General features: G+C 45.3%; 24 protein-coding genes. 16 read left to right on the top strand and 8 right to left on the bottom strand.

The window, feature by feature from the left end:
- The first annotated feature begins 73 nt into the window (after positions 1 to 73).
- Positions 74 to 1,483, top strand: a complete 1,410-nt coding sequence (locus IRE19_RS12155) for a hypothetical protein (RefSeq protein WP_203340582.1) — start codon at positions 74 to 76, stop codon at positions 1,481 to 1,483.
- A 147-nt stretch (positions 1,484 to 1,630) separates the two neighbouring features.
- Here IRE19_RS12155 and IRE19_RS12150 read toward each other — a convergent pair whose 3' ends face one another.
- Positions 1,631 to 2,191, bottom strand: a complete 561-nt coding sequence (locus tag IRE19_RS12150; RefSeq protein ID WP_203340581.1) for a shikimate kinase — start codon at positions 2,189 to 2,191, stop codon at positions 1,631 to 1,633.
- 188 nt (positions 2,192 to 2,379) lie between these two features.
- On the opposite strand from IRE19_RS12150, the gene IRE19_RS12145 reads away from it, so the two are divergent.
- Positions 2,380 to 3,420 (top strand): lactonase family protein, encoded by a 1,041-nt coding sequence (locus IRE19_RS12145; RefSeq protein ID WP_203340580.1) that lies wholly within the window; start codon positions 2,380 to 2,382, stop codon positions 3,418 to 3,420.
- A 40-nt stretch (positions 3,421 to 3,460) separates the two neighbouring features.
- On the opposite strand, the gene IRE19_RS12140 is transcribed toward IRE19_RS12145, so the two are convergent.
- Positions 3,461 to 3,790, bottom strand: a complete 330-nt coding sequence (locus IRE19_RS12140) for a hypothetical protein (protein ID WP_203340579.1) — start codon at positions 3,788 to 3,790, stop codon at positions 3,461 to 3,463.
- Positions 3,791 to 3,793: 3 nt separating this feature from the next.
- Entirely contained in the window at positions 3,794 to 4,372 is a 579-nt protein-coding gene (locus tag IRE19_RS12135; protein ID WP_203340578.1) for an SCO family protein, read from the bottom strand.
- A gap of 231 nt (positions 4,373 to 4,603) precedes the next feature.
- On the opposite strand from IRE19_RS12135, the gene glgB reads away from it, so the two are divergent.
- The 8 genes from glgB to IRE19_RS12095 all read left to right on the top strand — a co-directional run bounded on the left by glgB (position 4,604) and on the right by IRE19_RS12095 (position 14,813).
- Entirely contained in the window at positions 4,604 to 6,472 is a 1,869-nt protein-coding gene (gene glgB / locus IRE19_RS12130) for a 1,4-alpha-glucan branching protein GlgB (RefSeq protein ID WP_203340577.1), read from the top strand.
- On the top strand, positions 6,462 to 7,613 hold the full coding sequence (locus IRE19_RS12125) for a glucose-1-phosphate adenylyltransferase (RefSeq protein WP_203340576.1): 1,152 nt from the start codon (positions 6,462 to 6,464) through the stop codon (positions 7,611 to 7,613). Before glgB ends, IRE19_RS12125 begins: the two co-directional genes overlap by 11 nt.
- On the top strand, positions 7,610 to 8,632 hold the full coding sequence (locus tag IRE19_RS12120) for a GlgC family sugar phosphate nucleotidyltransferase (protein WP_203340575.1): 1,023 nt from the start codon (positions 7,610 to 7,612) through the stop codon (positions 8,630 to 8,632). Before IRE19_RS12125 ends, IRE19_RS12120 begins: the two co-directional genes overlap by 4 nt.
- A complete protein-coding gene (locus tag IRE19_RS12115; RefSeq protein ID WP_203340574.1) occupies positions 8,629 to 10,056 on the top strand; it encodes a glycogen synthase in 1,428 nt (475 codons plus the stop codon). Before IRE19_RS12120 ends, IRE19_RS12115 begins: the two co-directional genes overlap by 4 nt.
- A 15-nt stretch (positions 10,057 to 10,071) precedes the next feature.
- Entirely contained in the window at positions 10,072 to 12,459 is a 2,388-nt protein-coding gene (locus IRE19_RS12110) for a glycogen/starch/alpha-glucan phosphorylase (RefSeq protein WP_203340573.1), read from the top strand.
- A 19-nt stretch (positions 12,460 to 12,478) separates the two neighbouring features.
- On the top strand, positions 12,479 to 13,288 hold the full coding sequence (locus IRE19_RS12105) for an SDR family oxidoreductase (RefSeq protein WP_191715372.1): 810 nt from the start codon (positions 12,479 to 12,481) through the stop codon (positions 13,286 to 13,288).
- Positions 13,289 to 13,390: 102 nt separating this feature from the next.
- Entirely contained in the window at positions 13,391 to 14,548 is a 1,158-nt protein-coding gene (locus tag IRE19_RS12100; protein ID WP_238943217.1) for an MBL fold metallo-hydrolase, read from the top strand.
- A 4-nt stretch (positions 14,549 to 14,552) separates the two neighbouring features.
- Positions 14,553 to 14,813 (top strand): DUF3006 domain-containing protein, encoded by a 261-nt coding sequence (locus IRE19_RS12095; protein ID WP_203340571.1) that lies wholly within the window; start codon positions 14,553 to 14,555, stop codon positions 14,811 to 14,813.
- A 45-nt stretch (positions 14,814 to 14,858) separates the two neighbouring features.
- Here IRE19_RS12095 and IRE19_RS12090 read toward each other — a convergent pair whose 3' ends face one another.
- From IRE19_RS12090 to IRE19_RS12075, 4 genes are all read right to left on the bottom strand, one after another.
- Complete coding sequence (locus IRE19_RS12090; protein ID WP_203340570.1) at positions 14,859 to 15,158, bottom strand: DUF3219 family protein; 300 nt, start codon at positions 15,156 to 15,158, stop codon at positions 14,859 to 14,861.
- Positions 15,159 to 15,161: 3 nt separating this feature from the next.
- On the bottom strand, positions 15,162 to 16,325 hold the full coding sequence (locus IRE19_RS12085) for an acyl-CoA dehydrogenase family protein (protein ID WP_203340569.1): 1,164 nt from the start codon (positions 16,323 to 16,325) through the stop codon (positions 15,162 to 15,164).
- A 208-nt stretch (positions 16,326 to 16,533) separates the two neighbouring features.
- Positions 16,534 to 17,592 (bottom strand): YkvI family membrane protein, encoded by a 1,059-nt coding sequence (locus tag IRE19_RS12080; RefSeq protein WP_203340568.1) that lies wholly within the window; start codon positions 17,590 to 17,592, stop codon positions 16,534 to 16,536.
- A 255-nt stretch (positions 17,593 to 17,847) separates the two neighbouring features.
- Positions 17,848 to 18,177: a YflT domain-containing protein gene (locus IRE19_RS12075; protein ID WP_203340567.1), complete on the bottom strand. Its 330-nt coding sequence runs from the start codon at positions 18,175 to 18,177 to the stop codon at positions 17,848 to 17,850.
- A 123-nt stretch (positions 18,178 to 18,300) separates the two neighbouring features.
- Between IRE19_RS12075 and IRE19_RS12070 the strand changes: the two genes are divergently transcribed.
- The 5 genes from IRE19_RS12070 (at position 18,301) to IRE19_RS12050 (ending at position 22,717) form a co-directional block, all read left to right on the top strand.
- A complete protein-coding gene (locus IRE19_RS12070) occupies positions 18,301 to 19,035 on the top strand; it encodes an MBL fold metallo-hydrolase (protein WP_203340566.1) in 735 nt (244 codons plus the stop codon).
- 108 nt (positions 19,036 to 19,143) lie between these two features.
- Positions 19,144 to 20,166 carry an LLM class flavin-dependent oxidoreductase gene (locus IRE19_RS12065; protein ID WP_203340565.1) on the top strand — a complete coding sequence of 341 codons (1,023 nt, stop codon included), beginning with the start codon at positions 19,144 to 19,146 and terminating at the stop codon, positions 20,164 to 20,166.
- 112 nt (positions 20,167 to 20,278) lie between these two features.
- Positions 20,279 to 20,920: an NAD(P)-dependent oxidoreductase gene (locus IRE19_RS12060; protein ID WP_203340564.1), complete on the top strand. Its 642-nt coding sequence runs from the start codon at positions 20,279 to 20,281 to the stop codon at positions 20,918 to 20,920.
- A gap of 158 nt (positions 20,921 to 21,078) precedes the next feature.
- Positions 21,079 to 21,348 carry a hypothetical protein gene (locus tag IRE19_RS12055; RefSeq protein ID WP_203340563.1) on the top strand — a complete coding sequence of 90 codons (270 nt, stop codon included), beginning with the start codon at positions 21,079 to 21,081 and terminating at the stop codon, positions 21,346 to 21,348.
- 82 nt (positions 21,349 to 21,430) lie between these two features.
- A complete protein-coding gene (locus IRE19_RS12050; RefSeq protein ID WP_203340562.1) occupies positions 21,431 to 22,717 on the top strand; it encodes a purine/pyrimidine permease in 1,287 nt (428 codons plus the stop codon).
- Positions 22,718 to 22,808: 91 nt separating this feature from the next.
- Here IRE19_RS12050 and pepF read toward each other — a convergent pair whose 3' ends face one another.
- Positions 22,809 to 24,620 (bottom strand): oligoendopeptidase F, encoded by a 1,812-nt coding sequence (pepF, locus tag IRE19_RS12045; RefSeq protein ID WP_203340561.1) that lies wholly within the window; start codon positions 24,618 to 24,620, stop codon positions 22,809 to 22,811.
- 641 nt (positions 24,621 to 25,261) lie between these two features.
- Here pepF and IRE19_RS12040 point away from each other — a divergent pair.
- Complete coding sequence (locus IRE19_RS12040; protein ID WP_203340560.1) at positions 25,262 to 25,741, top strand: PaaI family thioesterase; 480 nt, start codon at positions 25,262 to 25,264, stop codon at positions 25,739 to 25,741.
- Positions 25,742 to 25,862 lie beyond the last annotated feature (121 nt).

The following is a 25,862-nucleotide window of genomic DNA, read 5'->3' as shown; positions in this document are numbered from 1 at the left end:
CGTAGGGTGCACCCTTTTGCACTTCCACCTTAAAATAAAAACAGGGTAAAAAAAGCCGGGAGGAGGATCTGAAGTGAATCAGTTTGCCGTTAAAGGATTTATATTTACAGTTTCTATCTACACTTTATTGCATTTTATTACATACTTTTATGAAAATGCGGATTTAAGCCTGCTGCTTTCTGCTTTCGGCGTCTTGGTCTTATTGTCGGCATTGCTGCTATTGCCTTTCAAGAAAATTCAATTGCAATTATTTCTGATGTTGATGGCTTTGCTCGTATTGTATGCGACGAGCAATTCTTTTGGAGCCGATTTGATTCAGGCATTGCAGCAAATGAGGAGCCTGATCGGATTGCTGTTGATTGTACCGATGATCAGTTGGGTTCTGAAAGAAGAGCCGTATATAGAAGAAATTATGAGTTTCGCACATAATTTCCTGAACAAAAGCCAGAAATTCTATTTTGGGCTCATGGCGATGACACAAGTCATCTCCCATTTTCTTCTGTTTGGTTCAGTTCCGATGATGTATCGTTTTATCGATACCTTTTTGAAGGAACACAAAGACGAAGCCTGGGAAAATTTCAAAGGAACCGCAATCCTGCGAGGCTTTGGGCTTTCGACCTTATGGGTCATCAGCATTCCGAGCTTCATTTTTGCTGTGGAGGCGCTGGAAGCGACGCTATGGAAGTCGATGGCACTTGGATTCGTCTTTGCCTTGGCAGGTACTTTCTTGTCAGTCATTTTTTCGTATTACCAGGAAAAGAAATACGGAGTGGACTTTTCTTTGGTTCTGAAGCAGGAGATCGATAAGGCACTGAAGAATTCACGGAATCAAGGGAAGTGGAACAAGGATGTTGCGGAATTCGTTTTCCTTTTCGTTTCTTTGTTTGGCACCATTTTCCTTGTCCATGAACTAACCGGATTGGAATTTTTGTTGACTATTCCGTTGGTGATTCTGGGATGGACCTTATTTTATTTTCTATTTAAGAAAAAATCCTCTAATCTTGCGGTGGAAACCCGTTACTATTTTTCGGCGGGCATTGCTAAACAGGCTCAGCAATTCAGTATTTTAATCGCGGCCGGTTTACTGATTTATGCCTTAAATCAATCAGATATCGGTGATTATGTCATCAGCGGCATGAATTTATTGACAGACGTTGTTCCGGTACTGAATATCCTTTTCCTGGTCCCATTCATTGTCATTTTACTGGGTTTTATCGGGTTGGGGCCCTTGCCGGTTATTGTATTGGTGACGGGAGTTTTGGAAGCAATCCCCTTTCCATATCCGCCTGAACTGGTCGTGTTGGCCGTAACTTCCGGAAGCGTCATTTCTATCATCTTATCGCCCTTCGTTATGCCGGTGATTATTTTGAGCAGCATCAATGGATTGAGCGGAATTCAGAACGGCCTCCGATTCAATTTGAAGTTCGCAATAGCTTTTTATATTATGGTCCAATTGTTCATCCAGACGCTCATTCATTTATGAAGGATTTTGACAAGCTAATCAGAGTGGAAATTGAAAGCTCATAATCGATGGCGTATAATTGAAATAACTGAAAATTGAAATGAAAGAAGGGATAACGGAATGAGTGTCCAATAAAAAACCGCCATACAAGGATGGCGGTTTTGAGTTTCACTGTGGTTGAGGTGCATGGATTTCCCAGGACAACTTCAAAGCATCTGCTAAATAATCGGCAGCTTCTTCAGCTTTGAAATTGTCTACTTGGAATTTAGAGTGGTTTAACGAATAAATGGTTTGCCGCTCAAGAAACAGCGTTTCAATCTCTTCAAGAGAACGTTCTTTTAACAACGGCCGGTTGTCAATGAGAATGTGGACACGGTCTTTCCACGACTCCCAAGAAATGTCGAGAAATAGGACGATACAGTTGGCCATACAAATATCCTGAATTTCTTTTTGCAGAAACGCACCGCCGCCAACAGAAATGATATTCAATGGCTGCTGACTGTATTTCACAATCAATTCTTTTTCTTTGGCGCGAAATGCCTGCTCTCCGTAAACTTCGAATATTTGCGGAATCGGCATAGCGAATTCCTTTTCAATCTCTGCATCGATGTCTACAAAACTGCGATAAAGCTTTTGGGCAAGTAATTTTCCGACAGTTGTTTTTCCAACTCCCATAAAACCGATGCACACAATGCTTTTTTCACGGATGGATAAACCGAAATTTCTCATTGGCAACCCTCTTTCTCATGTTATGGACTGATCAGGTTTCATAGCTTACTTTACCTCATCTGCACCGGAAATTCACGGGAATTTGAAATTATGTAACTTTGGTTGAGGAGCTTCTTTTTTTATAGGAGCTTTTCTTCAGGATGTTCAGCAGCTGTATAATTTACTTTAGAAAGTCGAGGAGGAATTTGATGGCAACCAGCTACCTGCTGACAGGATCGTATTCATCAGAACAAGAACCCGGCATTAAACTATGGGAATTCGAAGACGGTACCGGCGAAATGATAGAATTGGTGGGCGTACCGGGTATTGAACGACCTTCTTTTATCGCTGTCCATCCCAACGGCACAAGCTTTGTTGCAACAAGTGAAGTGGGGGATGGCGAGTTGGTGAGCTACTGGATCCATTCAGTTTCAAGAAAAATAATGGAAATCAACCGACAATCTTCCAATGGAGACCATCCGGCGCATGTCACCATCGATGAAACCGGAAGATGGCTATTGTCCGTTACATACTCAGGCGCTACTGTAAATGTTCATCCGCTCCACTCCGATGGAGCAATCGGGGAGCTGGCGCATTCGGTAAAGCATGAAGGTTCTGGCCCGAATAGGGAACGCCAGGATGCAGCCCATCCGCATTCCGTCATACAGATGCCTGGGAAAAATTTATTTTTGGTATCCGATTTAGGGACGGACACCATCTCTACTTATAAAATGGATTCCAGTAATGGGAAGTTAACGTTTCAATACAAGGTCCAGACAGAACCGGGTGCCGGTCCCCGCCATTTATGCTTCCACCCTACAAAGCCGCTGGTCTATTCATTGAATGAAATAAATTCCACCCTTATGGTCTATCGAATCAGTCAGGAAGGGCAATTGGAATTTTTGCAACTGCTGCCGTTATTGCCTGACAGCTACAAAGAGCCGAATACCAGCGCAGAAGTTGCTGTTTCCAGTGATGGCCGTTTTGTCTATGCATCGAATCGAGGCCACGACAGCATAGCTTCATTTGCCATTCAAGACAACGGAACTCTGGAGAACTTGGGGTTAACCGGATCGGGAGGTGAAGGACCGAGGCACTTCGCTGTCATTCCCGGCAACAACTGGATGGTGGTGGCCAATGAAAACTCCCATACCCTTGCAGCTTTGAAAATGGGACATTCAGGCGCACCGTGTACAGTTGAACAAATTGTCCAAACCACTGCTCCAGTGTGTGTCAAAGTGATCAAGTAAAAGAAGAACAGACAGAGAAAATTCTCTGTCTGTTTTTTTCTTACCAATCTTTCGATTCTTTTTCCATGACGCCCAATTCTTTCATCAAGCGTATAAATCCACTGTCCCGATTGCCTTCGAAAGCTTCTTCTGTGCAGGAAGAATGCGGTGGATACTCCAGCTCCTGAGCTTCTGCGAGCGTCGATTCTTCCAGAAAGTTGGTGGCATCAGCCTCTTCAAAGCAGGAAGGGGCAATGTAGGTACGGAACGAATGCTCCAGGATGACGCGGGTTTCAGGTGCCGGAACGTTTTCTCTTGGCATGAAAAAGAGCAACAGCAAAACAGCAGCGGCAAGGAGCAGCACGACTATCCAGATTTTTCTTCGCTTCATTTTTTATTCCTCCGTCAACAGGATTTCCGCATCCGACAAAATTTCTTCAACTGGCGGATTCAATCCATCATAAGATTTCATGATGACGCCCTCCTGATTCACCAAGTAGAAGTATGTGCCATGAATGACTTGGTCATCATTTTCAGGTTTCCGGGCCAAAGTCTGGAAATTATCCATAGCAAATTCATCGATTTCCTGCGGGCTGTAGCCTGTCAACAAGTTCCAACTGGATAAGTCGGCCCCGTAATTCTCAGCATAAGATTTTAAAGTTTCCGGTTGGTCGAACGTTGGATCCACACTGAATGAAACAATCTGTACATCCAACCCTTCAGCTTCCAATTGTCCCTGCAAGTCAGTCATATTCGCCATCATCGGGAGACAGACGGTGGTGCAGTTGGTGAAAACAAAATCAGCAAGCCAGACTTCGCCTTTCAGGTCGGCCAATCCAAATTCTTCGTTATTGTGATTAGTAAACGTAAAATCTTCTATTTCCCATTCAAGGGGGTCTTCAATCCCCTGGTTGCATGCAGCTAAAAATAGGGTAAGCAGCAAAGCGAGTAAAAGTCCTCTATATTTTGGCACAAATCTTAGCCTCTCTTTCAATAAACAGATATCCTCCTAAGCCTAGTGGATATTCTTTCTTCAAACAAGGGTATAAGGGAAAAGAAATGTGTAAACATTTCGAACAGAAGGGACGAAAGCTATTTCAATTTAACGAAATATTTGAATAATTATCATTCTTAACAAGGGATTTACATGGCTTATGTAGAATTAAAAGAGACGCGGAACTGTAAAAATTTTGGAGGTGTGAAGATGAATGAGCTGCAAAGTCTGCTTACGCAGGAAAAGCTGGAAGCTTTCCATGCTGGTCTCATGCAAGATGCCTACCTGTACTTTGGGGCAAATGCCAATGGAGAGGGGACACGGTTCGTTCTTTGGGTCCCGGATGTTTCCCATGTGGCGGTAGCCTGTACAAATCCTGAAAATATGGAGGAAGCAGTTTATCAAATGGAACAGCATCCCCAGGATGCGACAGTTTGGCAAGTACACATTCCCTATAAAATGATCGGTTATTCATATGAATATATTATTGAAATGCCAAATGGAGAGCTGATGCGAAAATCTGACCCTTATGCTCAGGCCAGCGAACTGAGACCCAATACTAAATCAGTAATCGCTCCGGTATCCAAGCACAGCTGGTCAAAAACGGTTTTACAACAAAAAAAAATCCAAAATAAAGATCACCGTGAAAAACCAATGGCCATTTATGAATTACATATCGGAACCTGGAAGCGTACTTCACAAGGCGGGTTTCTGAATTACCGGGAATTGGCTTCGGAACTGATTCCGTATATTTTAGAAATGGGCTTCACCCATATAGAAATTCTGCCGATAACAGAGCATCCCTTGGACGAATCCTGGGGGTATCAGACAACCGGTTATTTTGCGCCAACCAGCCGATATGGAACTGCAGATGATTTGAAATACTTTATCGCCAAATGCGCTGAAAATAAAATCGGACTCATCTTGGATTGGATACCCGGACATTTTTGTGTCGATGAGCATGCACTTGCTCTTTTCAACGGAGGTCCTTTATACGAAGAAGAACGGTTGGAACGGCGCGCCAATCCGGACTGGGGGACATTGAATTTCGATGTCCAAAAAGGAGAAGTCGTCAGTTTTCTGCTATCAAGCGCCCATTACTGGATGAATGAATTTAAATTTGATGGATTCCGAATGGATGCACTGGTTTGTCTGCTGTTTATCCCGAACAGGGAAGAACGGCCCCATAATCTCGAAGGGACTGATTTTCTCCGGAAACTGACGAATAGTTTAAAGGAATTCTATCCGGAAGCGCTGTTGATTGCAGAAGATGCCTGGCATTACCCAAAAGTGACGCATGATGTCTCAGAAGGCGGCGTCGGCTTTCATTATAAATGGAATTTCGGCTGGATGCGCGACACATTGGATTACATGGAAACGCAGCCTTCCAAACGTTCCGAAGTCCATCAAAAGATGAATTTTTCCTTGGTGTATCAATACGAAGAACGTTATCTTTTGGCACTTTCCCATGATGAGGTGGTGAATGGCCAAGGCTCTTTATTGAACAAACTTCCCGGGACGCTGGATGAACGTTTTCTGCAGTTGCGGCTGCTGCTCGGTTTTTGGATTGCCCATCCGGGAAAGAAATTGCTGTTCATGGGCCAGGAATTCGGCCACTTCGAGGAATGGGAATTTAAGCCTGAATTGGATTGGCCATCACTTGAAACCGAAGAGCATAGAAAAATGGCGGAGTTTACGAAAGATCTTCTGGCTTTCTATAAAACCGAAAAAGCATTTTTTGAATTGGATGATCATCCGGATGGCTTCACTTGGATAGATGCAGATAATCATGAACAAAGCGTAGCTGCTTTTATTCGCAGAGGATATCTGCCACAGGATGAGTGCATTGTTGTCTGTAACTTCTCGGACCGCCATTACGAAAAATTTAAATTAGGGGTTCCGGAAAGTGCACAATACGAAGAGATTTTCTCAAGCGGATATGAGTATCAAAAAACAGCAATTAAAGCGGCGGATATCCCATATGATGATTTGCCGTATTCAGTGGAAATGGATTTGCCTGCATTCACCATGACTGTATGGAAACAAAAAAAGATGGGAGTGGAGCAAGATGAACGATAAAGTAATCGCAATGCTGTTGGCCGGTGGACAAGGAAGCCGGTTAAAGTCCTTAACTTATACGATAGCCAAGCCCGCGCTTCCGTTTGGCGGAAAATATCGGATCATCGATTTTCCATTATCCAATTGCACGAATTCGGGAATTGAGACGGTTGGCGTGTTAACGCAATACCAACCACACGTGCTGCATCAATATATCGGCTTGGGAACACCCTGGGACTTGGACCGTCGGAGCGGCGGAGTAACCATGCTTCCGCCTTATGCAGAAATCGATGGCATTAAATGGTACGCAGGAACAGCAAGTGCCATTTACCAGAACATCAGTTTTTTGAAGTCCTGTGACCCGGCATATGTGTTGATTTTGTCAGGGGACCATATTTACAAAATGGACTACGAGGCTTTGATTGACTACCACAAAGAGCATCAGGCGGATGTCACCATTTCCGTGTTGGAAGTCCCTTGGGAAGAAGCCAGCCGTTTTGGAGTCGTCAACGTTGATGATGGAATGAATATTGAGGAATTTGATGAAAAACCGGAAAATCCGAAAAGCAATTTGGCTTCGATGGGGGTCTACGTCTTTAATTGGAACGTCCTGGAGGAATATTTGAAAATGGATAATGCAGATGAAGAATCGAGCCATGACTTCGGCAAAGATATCTTGCCAGCTATGCTCGATAAAAAGCAAAAGATGGTGGCTTATCCTTTTAAAGGTTATTGGAAAGATGTGGGGACGGTTGAAAGCCTTTGGGAAGCGAACATGGACTTGCTCGATTTGAATGCAGGATTGAATCTTCATGACCCGGGCTGGCGTATTTATTCTTCGAATCCGCAGCTGCCTCCACAAGTCATCAATGAAACAGGCAATGTCCAAGAATCCATGGTAAATGAAGGGTGCGTCATTTCCGGGGAAGTGTTCAAGTCCGTCATCTTTCAGAATGTGACAATTGAAGAAGGAGCCTCCGTATCGGAAAGTGTGGTCATGAGCGGGGCTACAATTCGTAAAGATGCAAAACTTAGCCGGGTCATTGTACCGCCGAAGTTAGATGTGCCGGAAGGGTTCGAACTTCCCCAGCAAAAAGAAGGAGAAGTGGTCTTACTGACACAAGAACAGCTGGATGAATGGAAGGAGCGTGTCGGAAAATGAAGTTATTGGCTGTAATTGATACATCTGTAAAAAAAGAGGGTCTGCAGGATTTAACAATACACCGGGCCGTTTCATCCATTCCTTTTGCCGGACGTTACCGGTTAATTGACTTTCCTTTATCAAATCTTGTCAATTCAGGGGTCACTACAGTTGGCGTCTTTCCATCCTATCCGTTTGCTTCTTTGTTGGATCATATTGGTGTGGGTAAGAGCTGGGATTTGGATAGAAGAAAAAACGGACTATTTTTCCTGCCGATTACTCAGCGGGATGGAGGGTTATCCACTGTTGGAGCTTTTGCGGGCCTGGAAGAGCATATGCAGTTTTTCACAAAAAGTATTCAGCCCCATGTGATCGTCAGTAATGGTTTTGTCATCAATCAACTGGACGTTAAAGATATGCTGGACAACCACATCCAATCGGGTGCAGATATTACGGAAGCTGTGATTGATGGGGTTTCGTTAAAAAAATATATTTTATCCAAAGATCTGTTGGTTGAATTAATCCAGACCCACCGCGAAAAAAGCGTCGTGAGTGTGGAAGATGTGGTGAATTTGAAGAAGAGCCCCTATACATTCAATCAATATGAATACGAAGGGTATTATGCCATTATTGATTCCGTCCAAAGTTATTTCCAGGCATCGTTGGCATTGCTGGATGAAGAAAACAGAAAGCAGCTGTTTCTTCCAGACCGTCCGATCTATACCAAGGTCAAGGATGAGCCTCCAACACGGTATATTGCGGGATCCAAAGTTAAGCGGGCGCTGATTGCGAACGGAAGCACCATTATGGGTGAAGTGGCGGACAGCATCATCAGCCGTGGCGTATACATCAAGAAAAACGCACGTTTAGAAAAATGCATCATCATGCAGAAATGCGTGATTGAAGAAAATTGTAATCTGTCTTATGTTATTGCGGATAAAGATGTCTATATCGGTGAAGGGGTTGTGCTGCATGGAACCGCTGAGCAGCCAATTGTTTTGCGCAAAGGGGAGACGGTCACCAAGGAGGATTTACGATGAAAATCATTATGGCAGCAGCAGAATGCGCACCTTTCGCAAAAGCCGGTGGATTAGCGGATGTGATGGGGGCATTGCCGAAAGAACTCAGCAGATTAGGCCATGAAATCATGGTCGTCGTTCCCAAATACAGTTTGATTGCCGAAGAATACACCGCGGAATTCGTTTTGAAAGAATCGGTTGAATTCAGTTTCAAGGGGCAGCAAAAGACTTTTGGCGTTTTTCAATATGATCAGGCCGGAGTGGAATTTCTGTTCGTGGAAAATGATAGCTACTTCAAAAGAGATCAGATTTATGGGCAGCCAGACGATGCCGAGCGCTATGCTTTTTTCAACCGGGCCGTACTGGAAATCGTTCAGCGCGAACAGCAGCCGCCGGATGTGGTTCATGTCCATGACTGGCATACCGCTGTCATTCCATTTTTGCTGAAGGAAGATCCACGGTACGCGTCCGTCCAAGCAGCAAAGACTGTTTTGACAATCCATAATCTGCAATTTCAAGGGAAGTTCTCCAAACAGACATTCCTGGAGAACTTTGAGATGGAGGAGCATTATTATGACGAAGGGATTGTGTCTTGGAAAGGTAATTTTAATGCCTTGAAAACGGGCATTTCCTATGTAGACAAAGTGACGACAGTCAGCCCTACTTACCGAAATGAAATCTTGACGGAATTTTACGGCGAGAAGCTCCATACTTTGTTGCAGGAAAAAGAGCAGGACTTGATCGGTATATTGAATGGCATCGATACCGAGGTCTACAACCCTGCAACGGATCTGGCCATTGAACGGGAGTTTGACGTCATGAACTTGGAAGAGAAGCAAGTCAACAAACGGGCAGTACAATTGAAGGCGGGCCTTCCGGAACGTGGAGATGTACCTTTGTTGACCATGATCTCCAGGTTGGCAGGGCAGAAGGGAATTGATGTTCTGCAAGAGGTTCTTCCTGCTTTATTAGAGGAACAAGAAGTTCAATTTGTATTGCTGGGTTCAGGTGAAGAGAAGTATGAACAGTTTTTCAAAGGACTGATGGCTGATTTTCCCACTAAAGTTTATGTCCATGTCGGTTTTGATGAAGCGTTCGCCCATTTGTTGTATGCCGGGGCCGACATCTTTTTGATGCCTTCTCATTTTGAACCTTGTGGCTTGAGCCAGTTGATATCGATGCGTTATGGAACTGTCCCTGTGGCCAACAAAACCGGGGGATTGAAAGATACTGTTATTGAATACGATGAAAGCTTGAAGAGCGGCAATGGGTTTTTAAGCGACTTTCAACAGGATGAGCCCTATGATGTAGCCTTGAACCGCTGCCTATCTTTTTATCAGCAGCCAGAGCATTGGGAAGCCATCAAAAAAAACGGGATGGAAGGCGATTATTCCTGGTCGCGATCTGCGGCGGAATACGCTAAACTTTACGAAAGGCTAATCTAAAGGGGCGTGCCAATTATGTTTTCTTCCAAAGAAGAGTTTAAACAAAGCTTTGTCACTCGCATGGAACACAAGGGACTGGAAAAGACTTCGGAACTGGCCTACGAAACACTTTGGGAAATGATGCAGGAATGGATACAGGAACGGTGGAACCGGACTAGCCAATTGTACAAAGAGAATGGCGAAAAGCAGTTGTATTATTTCTCTATTGAATTTCTGATCGGACGAGTCTTAGGGCAAAACCTCATTAATGCAAATCATTACAATCTGGTCAAAGAAGGGTTGGAGGAACTCGGTTTTCAACTGTCCGAATTGGAAGAACTTGAGACGGAACCTGGACTTGGAAATGGCGGGTTGGGAAGGCTGGCTGCCTGCTTCATGGATTCCTTGGCTTCACTTGAACTGCCGGGACATGGGTATGGACTGCGCTATAAAGGCGGTTTATTTACCCAGCACTTTGTTGATGGCTACCAAACTGAGCAGCCCACTCAGTGGATACAGGAAGAAAACAACGTCGACGTTCGGCGCGAGGAATTGGCAGTGGACATCCCTTATTATGGAGATCCCCAATTAATCATGGGACTGGATGGCTTAAAAGTGAAAGTGGAGAATGCGGAATGGGTCAAGGCCGTGCCTTATGACCTTCCTGTAGTCGGGGCAAATGGAGGCACTGTCAATACACTTCGTCTATGGCAGGCGGAAGTGTCTGATCGGCCATTTCCTGGGAATAAAGATTACGCAGTCTATCAAAGCGAAACGGCTAAAATCACTGACCGGCTGTATCCCGATGATTCTTTGGATGCCGGAAAGATTCTACGCCTCAAGCAGCAGTATTTTCTTTGCAGTGCATCGCTCCAAAACATTTTGAACAACCGCAATTTTGCTGTAGAGACACTTCCGGACAATGTCGCCATCCAAATCAATGATACCCATCCGGCACTGGCCATTCCGGAGTTGATGCGTCTTCTGGTTGACGAGCATGCCTTGAGTTGGGAAGAGGCCTGGGGTATTACGACACGCACTATTTCCTATACCAATCATACAATTCTGGAAGAAGCCATGGAGAAATGGGACAGCCGATTGATTCAATCTTTGCTGCCCCGAATTTACTCCATCATCGAAGAAATTGACCGGCGCTTCAAAGAAAGCTTAGAACAGCAGCCAATGGATGAAGAATCCCTCCATAAACTTTCCATCATCGAAAACGGAATCATTAAAATGGCAGTGATGGCGGTAGTGGGAAGCTATAAAGTGAATGGCGTGGCAAAATTGCATACGGAAATTTTGAAGAAGCGTGAAATGAAAGAGCTGAATGAGCAATTCCCCGACAAGTTCCATAACAAAACCAATGGCATTACACATCGCCGGTGGTTGCTCAAAGCGAACCGGGAATTGTCCGGATTGATTTCGGAGACGATTGGGACGCAATGGATCAAAGAGCCTGAGCGATTGAAAGAATTACATTATTTTGCTCAAAATCATTCTTTTCTTCAAGACTTCCAAGCAATCAAAAGCTTGAAAAAAGACCATTTGATCCATCATCTCCAACGCGATCAGAATGTCATTGTGGATCCGGATTCTATTTTTGATATTCACATCAAACGATTCCATGGCTATAAACGCCAATTGATGAATATTCTTCATATCCAGATGCTGTATGACCGGATCAAACGGGATTCAACTTATCGTCCCTATCCGCGCACCTTCTTTTTTGGAGGAAAAGCGGCGCCAAGTTATCATTTTGCAAAGCAAGTCATCAAGATGATCAATACAGTTGCTGCGAAAGTAAACAGTGATCCTTTGGTGAGGAAACACCTCCATATCGTTTTTGTTGAGAACTACAACGTCACGCAAGCGGAATACCTGATACCGGCAGCGGATGTCAGCGAACAAATATCGACAGCGTCTAAAGAAGCTTCGGGTACAGGGAATATGAAGCTCATGATGAACGGTGCCTTGACCATTGGTACCTTTGATGGCGCGAATGTCGAAATATTCGATCAGGTCGGCAAAGAAAATGCTTTTGTCTTCGGAATGCGTGCAGAACAGGTGATGGAATATGAAAAAGAACAATCCTACAATCCGAAAGACATCATAGAAGCCGATCCGGAAATAGCCCAATTGATGGAAGAGTTGGTTAAAGGGGAATGGACAGAAGGAAAAACGAATGTTGACTTTATTGTAGAGCAGCTGTTGGAAGACGGGGATCCGTATTTCGTATTAAAGGACATCCGCAGCTATTCCAAAGCGCATGAGCAATTATTGGAGGTTTATGCCCAACCGGAAAAATGGGCGGAAATGTGCGTCAAGAACATTGCGGCATCGGGTATTTTCTCGAGCGACCGCACCATCCAGCAGTATTCAGATGATGTTTGGCATTTAACGAAGATCCCTAGTGTGCATTAGAACATGAAAGGGTGGAACTATGGCTGATAAAGGGTTTGATAATACCGATTTAAAAGATTATAAAGCCAGTGGAGCGCTGGCTGGAAAAGTGGCGATTGTCACGGGGGCAAGCAGCGGCATCGGTCAGGCTGTGGCAATTGCTTATGCCAAAGAAGGCGCAAAAGTGGTCATCGGTTACCTTGGTGACGACGAAGGCGCTCAAAAAACAATCGAGTTGATTGAGGGCTATGGAGGAAAAGCCAAAGCGCTAAGTGGCGATTTAGGGAAGTCGGAGAATTGTGACCGGTTGGTCCAATTCACATTAGCGGAATTTGGCCAAGTGGATATTCTGGTCAATAATGCCGGGTATCAGTATCCTCAGACATCTCCGCTTGATATTACAGATGAACAAATGCTGAAGACTTTTGAAATCAAGGCGTTCGCGATGTTTTATCTGACACGGGCGGCTCTTCCTCATTTGAAGAAAGGTTCACGCATCATCAACACGGCTTCGATCAATGCTTATCGGGGACATTCGGATTTGATTGATTATGCAGGGGCCAATGGTGCGATGGTGGCGATGACACGCTCACTGGCTCGCCGGCTGGTACGCGAGGAAATTGCAGTGAATGGCATTGCCCCGGGACCGATTTGGACGCCATTGATCACCAAAACCTTTGGTGACTTAAACCCCGATGTCGGTGATGATTTTGGTGAGGACGTGCCGGCTGGACGGCCGGGACAGCCCTATGAGCTTGTGAAAGCCTATGTATTTCTGGCTGATCCCCAAAATTCCTATATGACAGGCCAATTTCTTCATATGAATGGCGGAGACTATATGTCCACATAAATCAAAAAAGCAGGCCAAGGGTGAATCCCTTGGCCTGCTTTCTCATTTCTGCTTGCATATGGTAAAATTCACTGGAGAAAGAGGAGTGAGTTTTTGAAAAAGATGATATGGTCTTTACTGGCAGTTGTTGTTTTGGTCTTGTTGGCAGCTTGCGTTGAGGTTTCTGAAAAACCAAAAGACGAACGCGACCCTGCAGAAGCGAATCAGGAAAGTGAACCGGCAAAAGTGGAAGAGTCTAAAGACATTGAAGATTCAGGTGAAAATAAGAAACCTGTGGGAGAAGAAACGGCTTTGGAGGGGTTGACCGTGCATTATATCGATGTTGGACAAGGGGATTCCACATTGTTGGAATTTGATGGGTTTTCAATGTTGATTGATGCAGGAAATTGGAATTCCAAAGAAGCTGTGGATTACTTGAAGCAACAGGAAATCAAAGACATTGATATCGTGGTCGGAACGCATCCCGATGCTGACCATATTGGCCAATTGGCTCAGGTGATTGGGGAGTTTGAGGTCGGGGAAGTATGGATGTCCGGCAACACAAGCAGTTCCAATACATTCCTTAACGTGCTGCAAGCCATTGAAGCTAGCGGATCGGATTATGTGGAACCGAGAAGCGGTGATGTATTTGATGTGGGTTCCATGCAAATTGAAGTGCTCTATCCAGATGAAATTACCGGCTCGGCGAATGAAGAATCGGTTTCCTTGAAAATGACTTACGGCGATGTCCGATTTGTTTTCACAGGAGATGCAGGAATCAAGCAAGAGCAGGAAATGATCGATAGCGGCATGGAACTTGATGCGGAAATCCTGCACCTGGGACATCACGGATCCAATACATCGACAAGTCCTGCCTTCTTGGAAGCGGTAACGCCTGAAGTGGCGATTTACAGTGCTGGTGAAGACAATTCCTACGGGCATCCGCACGCAGAGGTGATTGCGGCGGTGGAAAATGCTGGAGCTAAAGTTTATGGAACAGACGTCAATGGGACCATTCTTGTTAAAACAGATGGCAAGTCCTATAACGTGGAGATCCAACAGGAAGGCGTGCCGACTGAAGGCGAGAACCGCTGCATTGATTTGAATGTCGCATCTTCCGCAGAACTACAGGAAATTTCCGGAATCGGAAAAACTTATGCGCAGGCGATTATCGACCAGCGGCCTTTTGAGAGCGTCGAAGAACTGCTGGACATTAAAGGGATTGGCCAAGGAACGCTGAGTGCTATTCAAGAGCAGGGCTTGGCATGCGTAGGAGGGTGATGGAATGAAAGGGATTTTGGATCGAATTGAAGACGGCAGACATGCGGTCATTTTGGTTGAAGAAGAAGGGGTCGAACTGGTCTTGCCTGCCAATCGCCTTCCTGAAGGAAGCCAAGTCAATTCCTGGTTTACCATCGATGCGGAAAATGGACAATTAGCTGTCACGTTGGATGAAGAAGCATCCATCGCCAAGACTGGACAAGCTGAAGAACTGATGACAAGGCTCCGAACGAAGAAAAAAAGAAGCCGCTTCAAGCGGAATTAAAAAGAAGCCTGTAACCTGTATCAGGTTATGGGCTTCTTCTCATGTTTAGACCTGTTCAATCAATTCCAAATAGTAATCGGCTACTTGCCCAGGTTGGTAAAGGTCAGTGATGGATGTTGAATAATTGGAAATGGAAGCATCAAATTCCAATTCTTGTTCGGGGACACGAATCCGGAAATACATTTGATAGAGAAGTACGGCGACGTCATGGTATTCTTCGCTGGTCACTTTAAAGTCAAAGCTGATTTTTCTTTTTTGCTGCCTGGAATTGGCATCGTTGGCTGTCTCTTCTTTAAAATTGTATGCGTTGATCTTTCTATCATTGATCCAAACGGTAGTATCCATATTTTATTTCACCTCTGACTTTGATGGTTGCGTAAAACTTTTGATTGCTTGTGTGGCCAATTGGCCCTTGACCATATCCTCCATTGGCGGGTTGTAGAGCCCTGCACGGACGTTTAGGTAATGGCGGTGCATTGGATTGTCTTCTGAAAGAGCGCGGGACCCAACGATTTTCATGGCTTTGTCTACGATGGCCATCGCTGCCTGAGTAACGGCAATTTTTGTGACGTTCAAAGCTTCATCCATCTCACTTTTATTGCGGGCAAGACCATAACGTTCTGCCGTGCCGTATAAAAGATGGCGGGCAGTCGCTAGTTCCAGTTCCATTTCACCGATGGTTTGCTGAATGGCAGGTGTTTCTGCAATGGGTTTGCCGAGAGACGCAGGTATGTAATTGGCTGCGAATTCAACTGCGTAGGCTCTTGCTGCAGCGGCGATTCCAATATAGCAAGCTGGAATATGCAGCAGCCAACCCTTAGCAGGGGCAATGCCCGTGGGTTTCAAGATATAGGTTTTGGGAATCCGGACATCGTTGAGGACCAGTGTATGGCTTGCTGTGCCCCGCATCGCCAGCATGTCCCAGGTTTCATCAATCCATACTCCCTCGGAGTGGCGAGGAATGATGACAGTAATGACTTCGTCATTTTCTGCAGCAGCTGTCACGAAAATGTAATCGAGTGCAGGCGCCATGGAAGTATAGGTTTTTTCTCCGTTAATAATATAATGGTCTCCGTCGGAAACAGCGGAAGTGCGCGGCAAAGCGCCACGGGCGGGGCTCCCGGCATTCGCTTCTGTAGCGGCCGTGTTGATGAGCGCGCCGTTTGCGATTTCAGCCATCAGCCATTCTGCTGACTCTGTGTGCCAATGGCGATTTTCTGCATATTCCAGAACGATTCCGGCATGCCAGCCGATGGAAAGAGCGGTCGCTCCTGAACCTTCCGCTATGGCTTCCTGTGCCAGTACGTATTCGTATAATCCGAATCCCTGGCCGCCGAATTCCTTCGGCAAGGTCAATGTATGATAATTCATGTTCTTCAGGTCTTTGATGTTTTCAAAAGGGAAGGAGCCGCGTGCATCCAGTTCCGGCTCACGCGCCTGGAAAACGGGCTGAAGGGCACGGAGTTGATCGACTAATGCTTGCTGTTCAGGTGTTTTGATAAATTGGTTCATAAAAAAGACTCCTTCTTCTTTTGTTATCGGGTTGCGGCACTCAGCTACATGGGTGCCTCCGCATTTCTTTGTCCAGACTCCAGAAGCCAGATTCTCGGGATCATAAGTCCACCCAGCTGTGTGGCAAAGAACGCCTCCACATTTCCTTTATTTACCGTACCATAAAAAAGCCGCCAAAGCTGTATTGCATGCTTAGGCGGTTTGGGTGTTATGGGCGGTTCAATTTTTTATGTGGTTTTCGGATGTCAGCAACGATTAAGACTACAACGAGGACCAGTCCAAGATAACCGACAATCGGATAAAACAGTCTGACGAGCTCAGTGAACCCGACAAAGCTTAAGATGTAAGCGACAATCCCAACGACGATAACGAAAATACGGAATTTTGCTGTACCCATCACGACAAAGCGTGCTGAAAATGAAAAAAGCATACTGACAGCCGTATTGTAAATCATGCCGAAGAGAATAAATGACATGAAGACACCGAGAACCGGTGAAATGTTGTCTGCGATTTGCAGCAATGGCATTTCTGCGCTGCCAACTACATCCACTTTAGAGAAAATCGCCAGATGGCTCAGGATGATCAAAGCTCCCAAAACCAGTCCACCGATCAAACCGCCGCGTGCTGCGATTTTTTCGTCTTTTTCCGTTCCACCCATGACGATGGCCATTGAAGCGCCAACGGCAATATTAAATGAAACATAATTGATGGCGGATCGGAACCAGTTCGGCAATGCTGAAACTTGTTCTTTGGCAATATCATCCAGTGATGCAAAGCTGGCATCCATTGTCAGCAAACTGTATGCAGACAAACCGACAACAGCGATAATTAGAAATGGCGTGATGCTGCCGATAATGGCAATGACTTTTTTGACGTTCAGCATAATGGTCAAAACGACCAGAACGGCCATAACAGTGCTTCCTAATGGAGCCGGCAATCCAAATTGCTGGGAGAAAATAGAGCCTGCCCCTGCAATCATGACAACGCCTACACCAAACAAAGTCAGAATGATGATGTAATCGATGATCGTACCGATAATTCTTCCGCTGACGCCAAAAATGGCTTCTTTATGCGATGTGGTTTTCATTCGGCTGCCGAGTCTTGTTAAACTCATACCCAAATATGCAAATAATGCTGTTGAGAGGATGGCGGCAACAGTCCCCATATAGCCGAAGCTTGTAAAATACTGAAGAATTTCCTGTCCGGAAGCAAATCCGGCCCCCACAATGATGCCAACAAAGGCACTTCCCATTTTTAAACTTTTCATGCTGCTCCCCCTTGGTGCAAACTATCGCGCTAGTAAGTTTTTTAAAAATTAAAAATCCCTATCTAAATATAGCAAAAAAAGCGTTTACACTCAATGGAAAATAAGGTGCATATGTATAGTTCACTCTATATACCTAGAAATGGATTTGGGTAAAAATAACATAGTAGAATAATAAAAAAATAGAATTTTTTATTGGTTAAAAAATCTCAACAGAAAAGCATCACCTAATGAATCGGTGATGCTTAGGGAAATGCCTTATTCTACGCTTTTATTCGCGACAATAACCAATTTTCCTTTGTCAAGTTCTTCTTCGTATTGTTCTGCTTCCTGATCGGATAATCCGGCAGCTGCCAATTTAGCGCGAAGTTCATCGCCGCGTGAACTCGTCATGTTTTTCATGCTGTCCAGGAAGCCTTGTTCTTTCAAACCGACTTCTTCTGTATCCAATGCTTTAGTAATGTCTTTCGTGCGTTTCTTATCATGTGCGAAAATGTAGATGTCATCAAGTGTATAGCCTTGCGTTTCTAGTTTTTCGATTTCTTTTTTGGCTTGCAATGCGTTTTCTACTGTCATTTTTAAAGTCAATGTAATCCCTCCAAGTAATTTCTATCTTATTACTATGCATACCACGACGAGCAGCAGGTTAAACAAGAGGATCTGTTGGCAATCGGGTATACTGTAGAAAATCAGAAACAGGGAGTGATTTTTTTGAATATTATACCGATTGGCATTTGGGGTGGCTACCCCAATAAAAATGAGGCGACCTCTGCGTTTTTAATCGAACAAGATGGGTTCCGTTGTTTAGTGGATTGCGGAAGCGGAGTTTTGGCAGCTGTTCAAAACTATACAAAGTTAAGTGATTTGGATGCGGTGATCATCAGCCATTACCATCCGGACCATGTGGCGGATATTGGCGTACTGCAACATGCTGCGATGGTGGGGATGCAGTTGAAGGAATGGGAAACGCCTTTGCTGATTTATGCCCATGACAGAGACCCGGAGGAATTCGAGAAACTGTCATATAAAGGCGTCACAGAAGGGCGGGCCATACAAGAAACGGAAACCTTGGAGCTGGGTCCATGGCAAGTATCGTTCTGTGAAACGATCCATCCGGTGTATTGTTTAGCCCTGAAATTCACTTCCAATGGCAAGAGTGTCGTATTTACGGCAGATACCAGCTGGAAAGAAGAGTTGATCGGGTTTTCAGAAGGGGCAGATCTTTTGGTTGCCGAATCCAACCTTTATGAAAAATACTTGGGCATCATCCAAGGGCATCTCAGCGGCAGCCAAGCAGGAGAATTGGCTGAACGTGCCGGTGCCAAACGCTTGCTGTTGACCCACTTACCGCAATATGGAGAACTCAATGAAATTTTGGATGCGGCAAAGTCCAGTTATTCAGGCAAAGTGGAGTTTGCAGCAATAGGCGAACGCTATGAAATTTAAACGGCCAGACATCTCTGCATGATTCAGCTGAAAGCAGGCAGATAGTTTGTATACCAGATATTTTCCTTTTATCCTTAAAGCATACGAAGGATGAAAGGAAGTTAAAAAATGCCACAACCCATAGATTCATTTCCGATTTCCGTTCTGGATTTGGTTCCAGTCCGTGAAGGAGGAACGACGAAAGAAGCATTGGACGAAATGGTCGCAATCGCTCAGCACGCAGAGAAGTTAGGTTACAACCGTTTCTGGTTGTCTGAGCATCATAATACAGCTACACTTGCCAGCTCCGCTACGGCAATTTTGATTTCCAAAGTTCTTGAACATACGGATTCCATTCAAGTGGGATCGGGCGGCATTATGTTGCCAAACCATACACCACTAGTGGTCGCGGAACAGTTCGGCACCTTGGAAACCATGCATCCAGGCCGCTTGAACTTGGGCCTTGGACGCGCTCCGGGTACGGATATGCAGACAGCGCATGCGCTCCGCAGAACAACGCAGGAAACGGCATTTGCTTTTCCGCAGGACGTGGTTGAATTACAGAATTACTTGAAGCCGCTTGAAAGTCAGGGGCCGGTTCAGGCGCATCCTGGTGTGGGAACGGCAGTGCCGGTTTATATCCTCGGCTCAAGCACCTCAAGTGCCCAGTTGGCCGCAAGTCTTGGCCTGCCTTATGTGTTTGCTGCACATTTTGCGCCGCAGCAGCTTGAACAGGCCCTGCAGATTTACCGCAACGGCTTCAAACCTTCTGAATACTTGGCGGAACCATATGTAATGGTCTGTGTAAACGTCGTTGCTGCCGACTCCAATGCAGAAGCGGAGAAATTGGCGACGTCCAGTGATCAGTTCTATTTGAATGTTGTGAGAGGCAGCAAGAACTTGCTTCAGCCGCCTTTGGATACGATGGACGGCCAATGGAGTTACCGTGAAGAAATGATGGTGCGTGGCATGTCACAATACACCTTCAAAGGCGATGAACAGACAATCAGTGAACAGCTGGGGAAATTCGTAGCTCAATTGCAGGTTGACGAAGTGATTGCAGTTTCCTATATCTACGATCAGGAAAAAAGAAAACGTTCATTTGAAGTGCTAAAGCAAGCAGCGAATCGTTTCAATGTGACGACTGCCTAAAATTTACTTGAACTGTTCAACGGCAGTTGCTCTTCATGATTCACTGGTTTCAGACCAGAACGAACGAAGCTGTTCGTTTGTATGTAGATCATAGAGACTGGAGGAGAAGTAAATGAAAATAGGGATAATTGGGGCGACAGGAAAAGCGGGTAATTTAATTTTAAAAGAAGCGTTAAAAAGGGGACATGAAGTAACGGCCATCGTCCGAAATTCACAAAAGGTCGAGAATCCGGATGTTCCGGTATTTGAGAAGGATGTTTTCAGTTTAACCGCAGAAGATTTGGCGCCTTTTGATGTGATCGTCAATGCATTTGGCGTACCGCCTGAAAAAGCAGAACAGCATATCGAAGCCGGCAGAATTCTGATTGACGCACTCAAAGAAGCTCCTGATACTCGTCTGATTGTAGTCGGAGGTGCTGGCAGCTTGTTTGTTGATGAAGCACGGACCACTCGTTTGGCCGAAACTCCCGAGTTTCCTGAAGCGTTTAAATCGATTGCCAATAGCCAAGCGCAAAACTTGTCCGATTTAGAAGCCTCGGAAGGAATCCAATGGACATTCTTGAGTCCTGCGGCATTCTTTGATCCGGAAGGCCGCCGAACAGGGCGCTACCAAAAAGGTGACGATGGTTTTATTGTCAACAGCAAAGGGAAAAGCTATATCAGCTATGCAGATTACGCACTGGCGTTAGTCGATGAAATCGAAAGCGGCGAACATAAAAACAGACGATTCACTGTCGTTTCTGAAAATCCTTAATCGTTTTGGAGAAAAGCCGATTTCACTGGAAGTCGGCTTTTCTAGTAGATCTGCATCAGCGTAACTTGCCATGAAATGTTCACGTTCCTTGAGAAAACAGAACCCTCAATCATGTATAATGAAATGAAACTTGAGGTTTAAAGGTGGGAATCGACACAATGGATTTTTTATATTTTCCTGAAGACAAATCAGAATACATCCCTGGAATTATTTCAGTCGTGATCATATTCATTTTATCCGTGCTGATTGTGCGGTTATTGGTTAAAGCTTCGCGCAAGCAAGTGAAGCAATTAGAAGAACAAGGTTATCCGGTTGTCTACAAGGACGGTTTTGACGCGGAGAAACCAAACGAAGACCGTATCGATCCGCAAGAAAAAGTATACAAAGTGAATAAAGAAAAAGCAGCTCGCGAGAAACCGAAGTCCTGACAACTGTCAGGGCTTTTTTTGAGCTTTTCAATAGGTGTATACTGTAAGCAAACGAGGCACTGAAGAAGTGGGGACAACGATTATGAAAAATATTTTTGGCGGTCTGCAATGGGCGGTCTTCCTGATTGCATCTTCCATTGCAGCACCGATCGCAATTGCCAGCATCTTTGGCATGGATACGGCAGATACGGCGTTATTTGTGCAACGGACCATGTTCGTGCTTGGCATCGCCTGTTTGGTGCAGGCATCCATCGGCCACCGGATGCCGATCAATGAAGGACCTGCTGGCTTATGGTGGGGAATCTTCATTGTTTATGCCGGCTTGGTCGGCATCATGTACGCCACCGTGGAAGAATCCCTGCAGGCATTGCAAAGCGGATTATTGTATAGCGGCGTCTTGTTCATTGTGTTCGCTTATACCGGTTTGGTCGATAAATTGAAGATCCTGTTTACGCCAACCATCACATTTGTTTACTTGCTGCTGTTGGTTCTCCAAATCAGCGAATCGATTTTAACGGGTTTATTGGGCATCGTCTCAGAAGGCGATCCGGTGGATGGTGTAATCCTGGTGGGGGGAATTGCGGTTATTTTGCTGACATTCTTTTTCATGGGCCACAAACGGGCTTGGGTCAGCCGCTATTCCATTCTGTTCGCGATTGCTGCAGGCTGGCTGATTTTCTGGATTCTTGGCAAAGCGCCGGAAGCGGAAGGTGCGGCGAGTGCTTTGGTTTCATTGCCGGAAATGCTGGTCTTTGGACCTTTGCTCTGGGACAGCGGAATGTTCGTTACGGCTCTGTTTTTGACCCTTCTGCTGATCGCCAATATGATGGCGTCTGTCCGAGTAATGGAAAGCGTTTTGAAAAATTCCTTCTCGATTGAAGCACCAGACCGCATCAAACAGGCTTCGACAGCTTCTGGCATCAATCACATCATTGCGGGCCTGTTTTCCTCCATCGGTCCTGTGCCGATTTCGGGAGCGGCAGGATTTGTCAGCGCCACCCGGACACCAGGTCTGAAGCCGTTCGTCTTCGGTGGAATCATCGTTGTGCTGATCAGTTTTTTTCCTGCGCTCATGGCTATTTTAGCTTCTTTGCCGGCATCGGTTGCCTATGCAGTCATTTTTGCAGTATTCACCAAAATGGTGGAAATGGCGTTCACGGAATTGGAAAATGAAAAGAATCGCCAGCATTCTTATAAAGTGGCGGCATTTGGGTTAATGAGCGGCGTCGGCATTATGTTTGTTCCGCCTGAAAGCATGGCGAACCTGCCTTCGGTTTTGGCTGCCACTTTGTCGAACGGCTTGATTACCGGTACCATCATCGCTATCTTAGTGGAACAGCTATTGTTGTGGCGCAATAAGAAATCGTGAGATGTTTTGTACTCCAATGAAAAGCGACGCTTAACAGAAGTGTCCCAACAATTTTAAAGGCCGTACGCATTAGGCGCACGGCTTTTTAAATTTATTCTTTTTCGATTTCTTCAGTCAAACGCTCCAATTCGTCCACCAGTTCGCCGATATAGGCGATGGTGTGACGCAATGGCTGTTCGGTTGTGATATCGACTCCCGCCATTTGTGCGAGCTCTACGGGTGTTTTAGTGCCTCCGGCTTTCAGGACCTCAAGCCATTCTTCCACAGCTGGTTGGCCTTCATTCAAAATCCGTTTGGACACTTGAGTCGAAATGGTCAATCCGGCACTGTATGTGTATGGATACAAGCCCATGTAATAATGCGGCTGGCGCATCCACGTCAATTCAGCACCATCTGTGATATCGACGGCATCTCCCCAGAATTCTTCCAGCACGCTGCGCTTGATGTCATTCAAAATTCCGGCATTGACGCTTTGTCCGGCATCAATCCGCTCGTACACTTTACGTTGATACGCTGCTTCAAGCAGATGGGTAACGAAGTTGTGGTAATAAGTTCTGGCCACAATCGAAGAAATCACCCAGCGTTTGAATTTCGGATCTTCCGAGCTTTTCAGCAGGTGGTTGGCTACCAGCATTTCATTCATCGTCGAAGGAGCCTCGATAAAGTAAAGGGATGGCCGTGCATTAAGAACGTTCTGTTCACGGTTTGCATTATAGAAATGTCCAGCATGCCCAAGCTCATGAGCCAGTACAAAAACTTCGTTCATACGGCCGGTCCACGAAATCAAAATATACGGATGATTGCCATACGGGCTGGAACAGAAAGCGCCGGTCGATTTGCCTTTGTTTTGCGCAAAGTCAATCCATCTTTCCGAATACGACCGATCGACCATTTCAATATAATCAGTCCCCATAATGGAAAGAGCGTCGTCGATATACTGTTTGGACTCTTCCACTGTAATTTCCGGTTCGTAGCTTGGATCCAGGGAAATCTTCAGATCGGCGAATGTCATGCGATCCAGTCCATGAGCTTTCTGCAGGAGCTTGGCGTACTTTTGCATATGCGGCGCCAGTTCCTCGGTGATCAAGTCAATTTGCCGATTGTATAGGGAACGGTCCACTTCCTGGTTAAAGAGAAGGTAATCGAAAATGCTGTCATAACCGCGCAGGTCTGCGGTTGTTTTTTCCATCTGCAGTTGCATGTCATAGGTTTTGGCAGTCGTGTGCTGGTAATCCTTCAGTTTGTTCGAGAACGCTTCAAATGCGGCGCGGCGAAGCTCTGTATTAGGTTCCGCTTCCCAGTCTCCTTCAAAGGATACATAGCTGAGCGGATAGGCTTGGCCATTTACTTCAAAATCCTCAAAGCTCATGTCGACCATTTTAGTAGTGTTGTAAAGGCCATAAGGCGCACTGAAAGTAGAGGAATAAGCGGCAAGGCTTTTTTCCACTTCCGGATGCAGCTGATGGGGTTTTCGGCGCAGCAATTTCTTCAAAAATACGTGAAATTCTTCAGACTCCTGCATCGCCTGTTCCAACGTTTCTTTCGGCAGCTCGAGAAGCTCGCTGTTGATGAAAGACAGCTTGCTGCTAATTTTAGCAGCGGCTGCGCCGAATTTGCTGGACTGCAGCTGAACCTCATTATTGGTTTGGTCTGTGCTGATCGTTAAACTGGCGTAAGTGCTCAGTGGCACTAACTTTTCCAAGAAAGCCATGTAATCCGTCAAAACCTGAATGGCAGAAGGGGCATCTACAATAGTGCCTTGTGCTTTTTGACTGAGAGCTGCTGCATCTTGCTCTAAACTTTCCAAGGCTTGATCAAATTCTTCAGAACTTGAAAATAAACTCGATAAATCCCAAGTCTCTTCAACCGGGACAGCTGAACGTGCAGGTAAACTTTTAACCATGTGATCTCTCCTCTATGTATTACGGAATTCGAACTAATTATCAGTATAGAGGCTGGGTAAGAAAAAGTAAAAATATTCTTCAGAATTTAATAAAAATTTTAGAAAAACAGGTTTATATTTATGAAGAAGGTGGGTACTATAAAAGTACAAGGCGGAATCACCGTCGGAAGAATACGACTGGATTCGATCCAGAATCGCCTTCAGACGAGAAACTGCACAGCCTTGGCGGAAAATTTGCTTTACTGACGATATTCACTCTTGTCAGGGACCATCGTTATTTGGGTTTCTATCCGGAAAGTGTTTCAAACAGTAAGCCGTAAGTTTTTTGTGGAAGTGCAATTGAAAGCCTGACTGCAGAACCAAAAAATTCACTGAGATGTATATGTGAACCTTATTGCCCTATCGGCAAATGACAGTCAGCGTAACTAGACTGCAATGACGAGAGTTTCGTATTCGTCAGAGATGTACAGTTTGTAGGAAGAATTTAATAGAATTTTCCGCGTGCAAAAAATCCCTCAGGATTTTCGAGGGATGGAAAAAGGAAAAGCATGATCTGATGAAAAGGATCATGCTTTTTCCTTTGTCTAATGGAAAGCGTTATTGTCTCGGGATTACATACTTCAATGAAATGAGGAAAAAACATGGAAAAACAGTTAGTAAATGCGATACAGGATGAATATGCAGAAGAATTTGCCTGGTGTTACGGCTGCGGTCGCCTCAATAAAGAAGGGCACCAGTTCCGCACCGCATGGGACGGTGAAGAAACAGTCACTTTATACGAACCAAAGCAAGCGCATACAGCGATTCCCGGTTTCGTATACGGTGGATTGATCGCTTCGCTGGTGGATTGCCACGGGACAGGTTCGGCTTCGTTGGCGCTTCACCGGAAAAATGGGTATGAGCCAGGGAGCGGGGAAGAACCTCCGCGTTTTGTCACGGCCAGTTTGCATGTCGATTACTTGAAACCGACGCCTCATGGAGTTGTCTTGAAGGCAGTGGGCAATGTGGAAGAAATTCATCCCAAAAAGTTTAAAGTGGCAGTGAAAGTATATGCAGATGAAGCGCTATGTGCGACAGGAGAAGTCGCGGCAGTGGTAATGCCCGCATCCTTCGCTAAATGATGGCAGAGCCCTTTATCCACTAGGGGAGATAAAGTTTAGTTTACTGGTAAGAATATCTGGGATTATTGTATACTGATTTTATTCGAAAAGATTGAATTTTGTGAGCAACACTATAAGAGAA

The sequence above is a fragment of the Planococcus beijingensis genome, from assembly GCF_016820615.1.
GTDB classification, from domain to species: Bacteria; Bacillota; Bacilli; order Bacillales_A; family Planococcaceae; genus Planococcus; species Planococcus notacanthi.
This window is presented reverse-complemented; position numbering and strand designations above follow the sequence as displayed.

What these genes read in the sequence shown, in the direction of transcription:
- IRE19_RS12080 (WP_203340568.1), bottom strand. Translation starts at nt 17,592, where the DNA reads ATGAAAAGTTTAAAAATGGGAAGTGCCTTTGTTGGCATCATTGTGGGG.
- IRE19_RS12110 (WP_203340573.1), top strand. Translation starts at nt 10,072, where the DNA reads ATGTTTTCTTCCAAAGAAGAGTTTAAACAAAGCTTTGTCACTCGCATG.
- IRE19_RS12085 (WP_203340569.1), bottom strand. Translation starts at nt 16,325, where the DNA reads ATGAACCAATTTATCAAAACACCTGAACAGCAAGCATTAGTCGATCAA.
- IRE19_RS12115 (WP_203340574.1), top strand. Translation starts at nt 8,629, where the DNA reads ATGAAAATCATTATGGCAGCAGCAGAATGCGCACCTTTCGCAAAAGCC.
- IRE19_RS12125 (WP_203340576.1), top strand. Translation starts at nt 6,462, where the DNA reads ATGAACGATAAAGTAATCGCAATGCTGTTGGCCGGTGGACAAGGAAGC.
- IRE19_RS12065 (WP_203340565.1), top strand. Translation starts at nt 19,144, where the DNA reads ATGCCACAACCCATAGATTCATTTCCGATTTCCGTTCTGGATTTGGTT.
- IRE19_RS12120 (WP_203340575.1), top strand. Translation starts at nt 7,610, where the DNA reads ATGAAGTTATTGGCTGTAATTGATACATCTGTAAAAAAAGAGGGTCTG.
- IRE19_RS12050 (WP_203340562.1), top strand. Translation starts at nt 21,431, where the DNA reads ATGAAAAATATTTTTGGCGGTCTGCAATGGGCGGTCTTCCTGATTGCA.
- IRE19_RS12060 (WP_203340564.1), top strand. Translation starts at nt 20,279, where the DNA reads ATGAAAATAGGGATAATTGGGGCGACAGGAAAAGCGGGTAATTTAATT.
- IRE19_RS12040 (WP_203340560.1), top strand. Translation starts at nt 25,262, where the DNA reads ATGGAAAAACAGTTAGTAAATGCGATACAGGATGAATATGCAGAAGAA.
- IRE19_RS12105 (WP_191715372.1), top strand. Translation starts at nt 12,479, where the DNA reads ATGGCTGATAAAGGGTTTGATAATACCGATTTAAAAGATTATAAAGCC.
- IRE19_RS12090 (WP_203340570.1), bottom strand. Translation starts at nt 15,158, where the DNA reads ATGGATACTACCGTTTGGATCAATGATAGAAAGATCAACGCATACAAT.
- IRE19_RS12055 (WP_203340563.1), top strand. Translation starts at nt 21,079, where the DNA reads ATGGATTTTTTATATTTTCCTGAAGACAAATCAGAATACATCCCTGGA.
- IRE19_RS12100 (WP_238943217.1), top strand. Translation starts at nt 13,391, where the DNA reads ATGATATGGTCTTTACTGGCAGTTGTTGTTTTGGTCTTGTTGGCAGCT.
- IRE19_RS12150 (WP_203340581.1), bottom strand. Translation starts at nt 2,191, where the DNA reads ATGAGAAATTTCGGTTTATCCATCCGTGAAAAAAGCATTGTGTGCATC.
- glgB (WP_203340577.1), top strand. Translation starts at nt 4,604, where the DNA reads ATGAATGAGCTGCAAAGTCTGCTTACGCAGGAAAAGCTGGAAGCTTTC.
- IRE19_RS12140 (WP_203340579.1), bottom strand. Translation starts at nt 3,790, where the DNA reads ATGAAGCGAAGAAAAATCTGGATAGTCGTGCTGCTCCTTGCCGCTGCT.
- pepF (WP_203340561.1), bottom strand. Translation starts at nt 24,620, where the DNA reads ATGGTTAAAAGTTTACCTGCACGTTCAGCTGTCCCGGTTGAAGAGACT.
- IRE19_RS12145 (WP_203340580.1), top strand. Translation starts at nt 2,380, where the DNA reads ATGGCAACCAGCTACCTGCTGACAGGATCGTATTCATCAGAACAAGAA.
- IRE19_RS12095 (WP_203340571.1), top strand. Translation starts at nt 14,553, where the DNA reads ATGAAAGGGATTTTGGATCGAATTGAAGACGGCAGACATGCGGTCATT.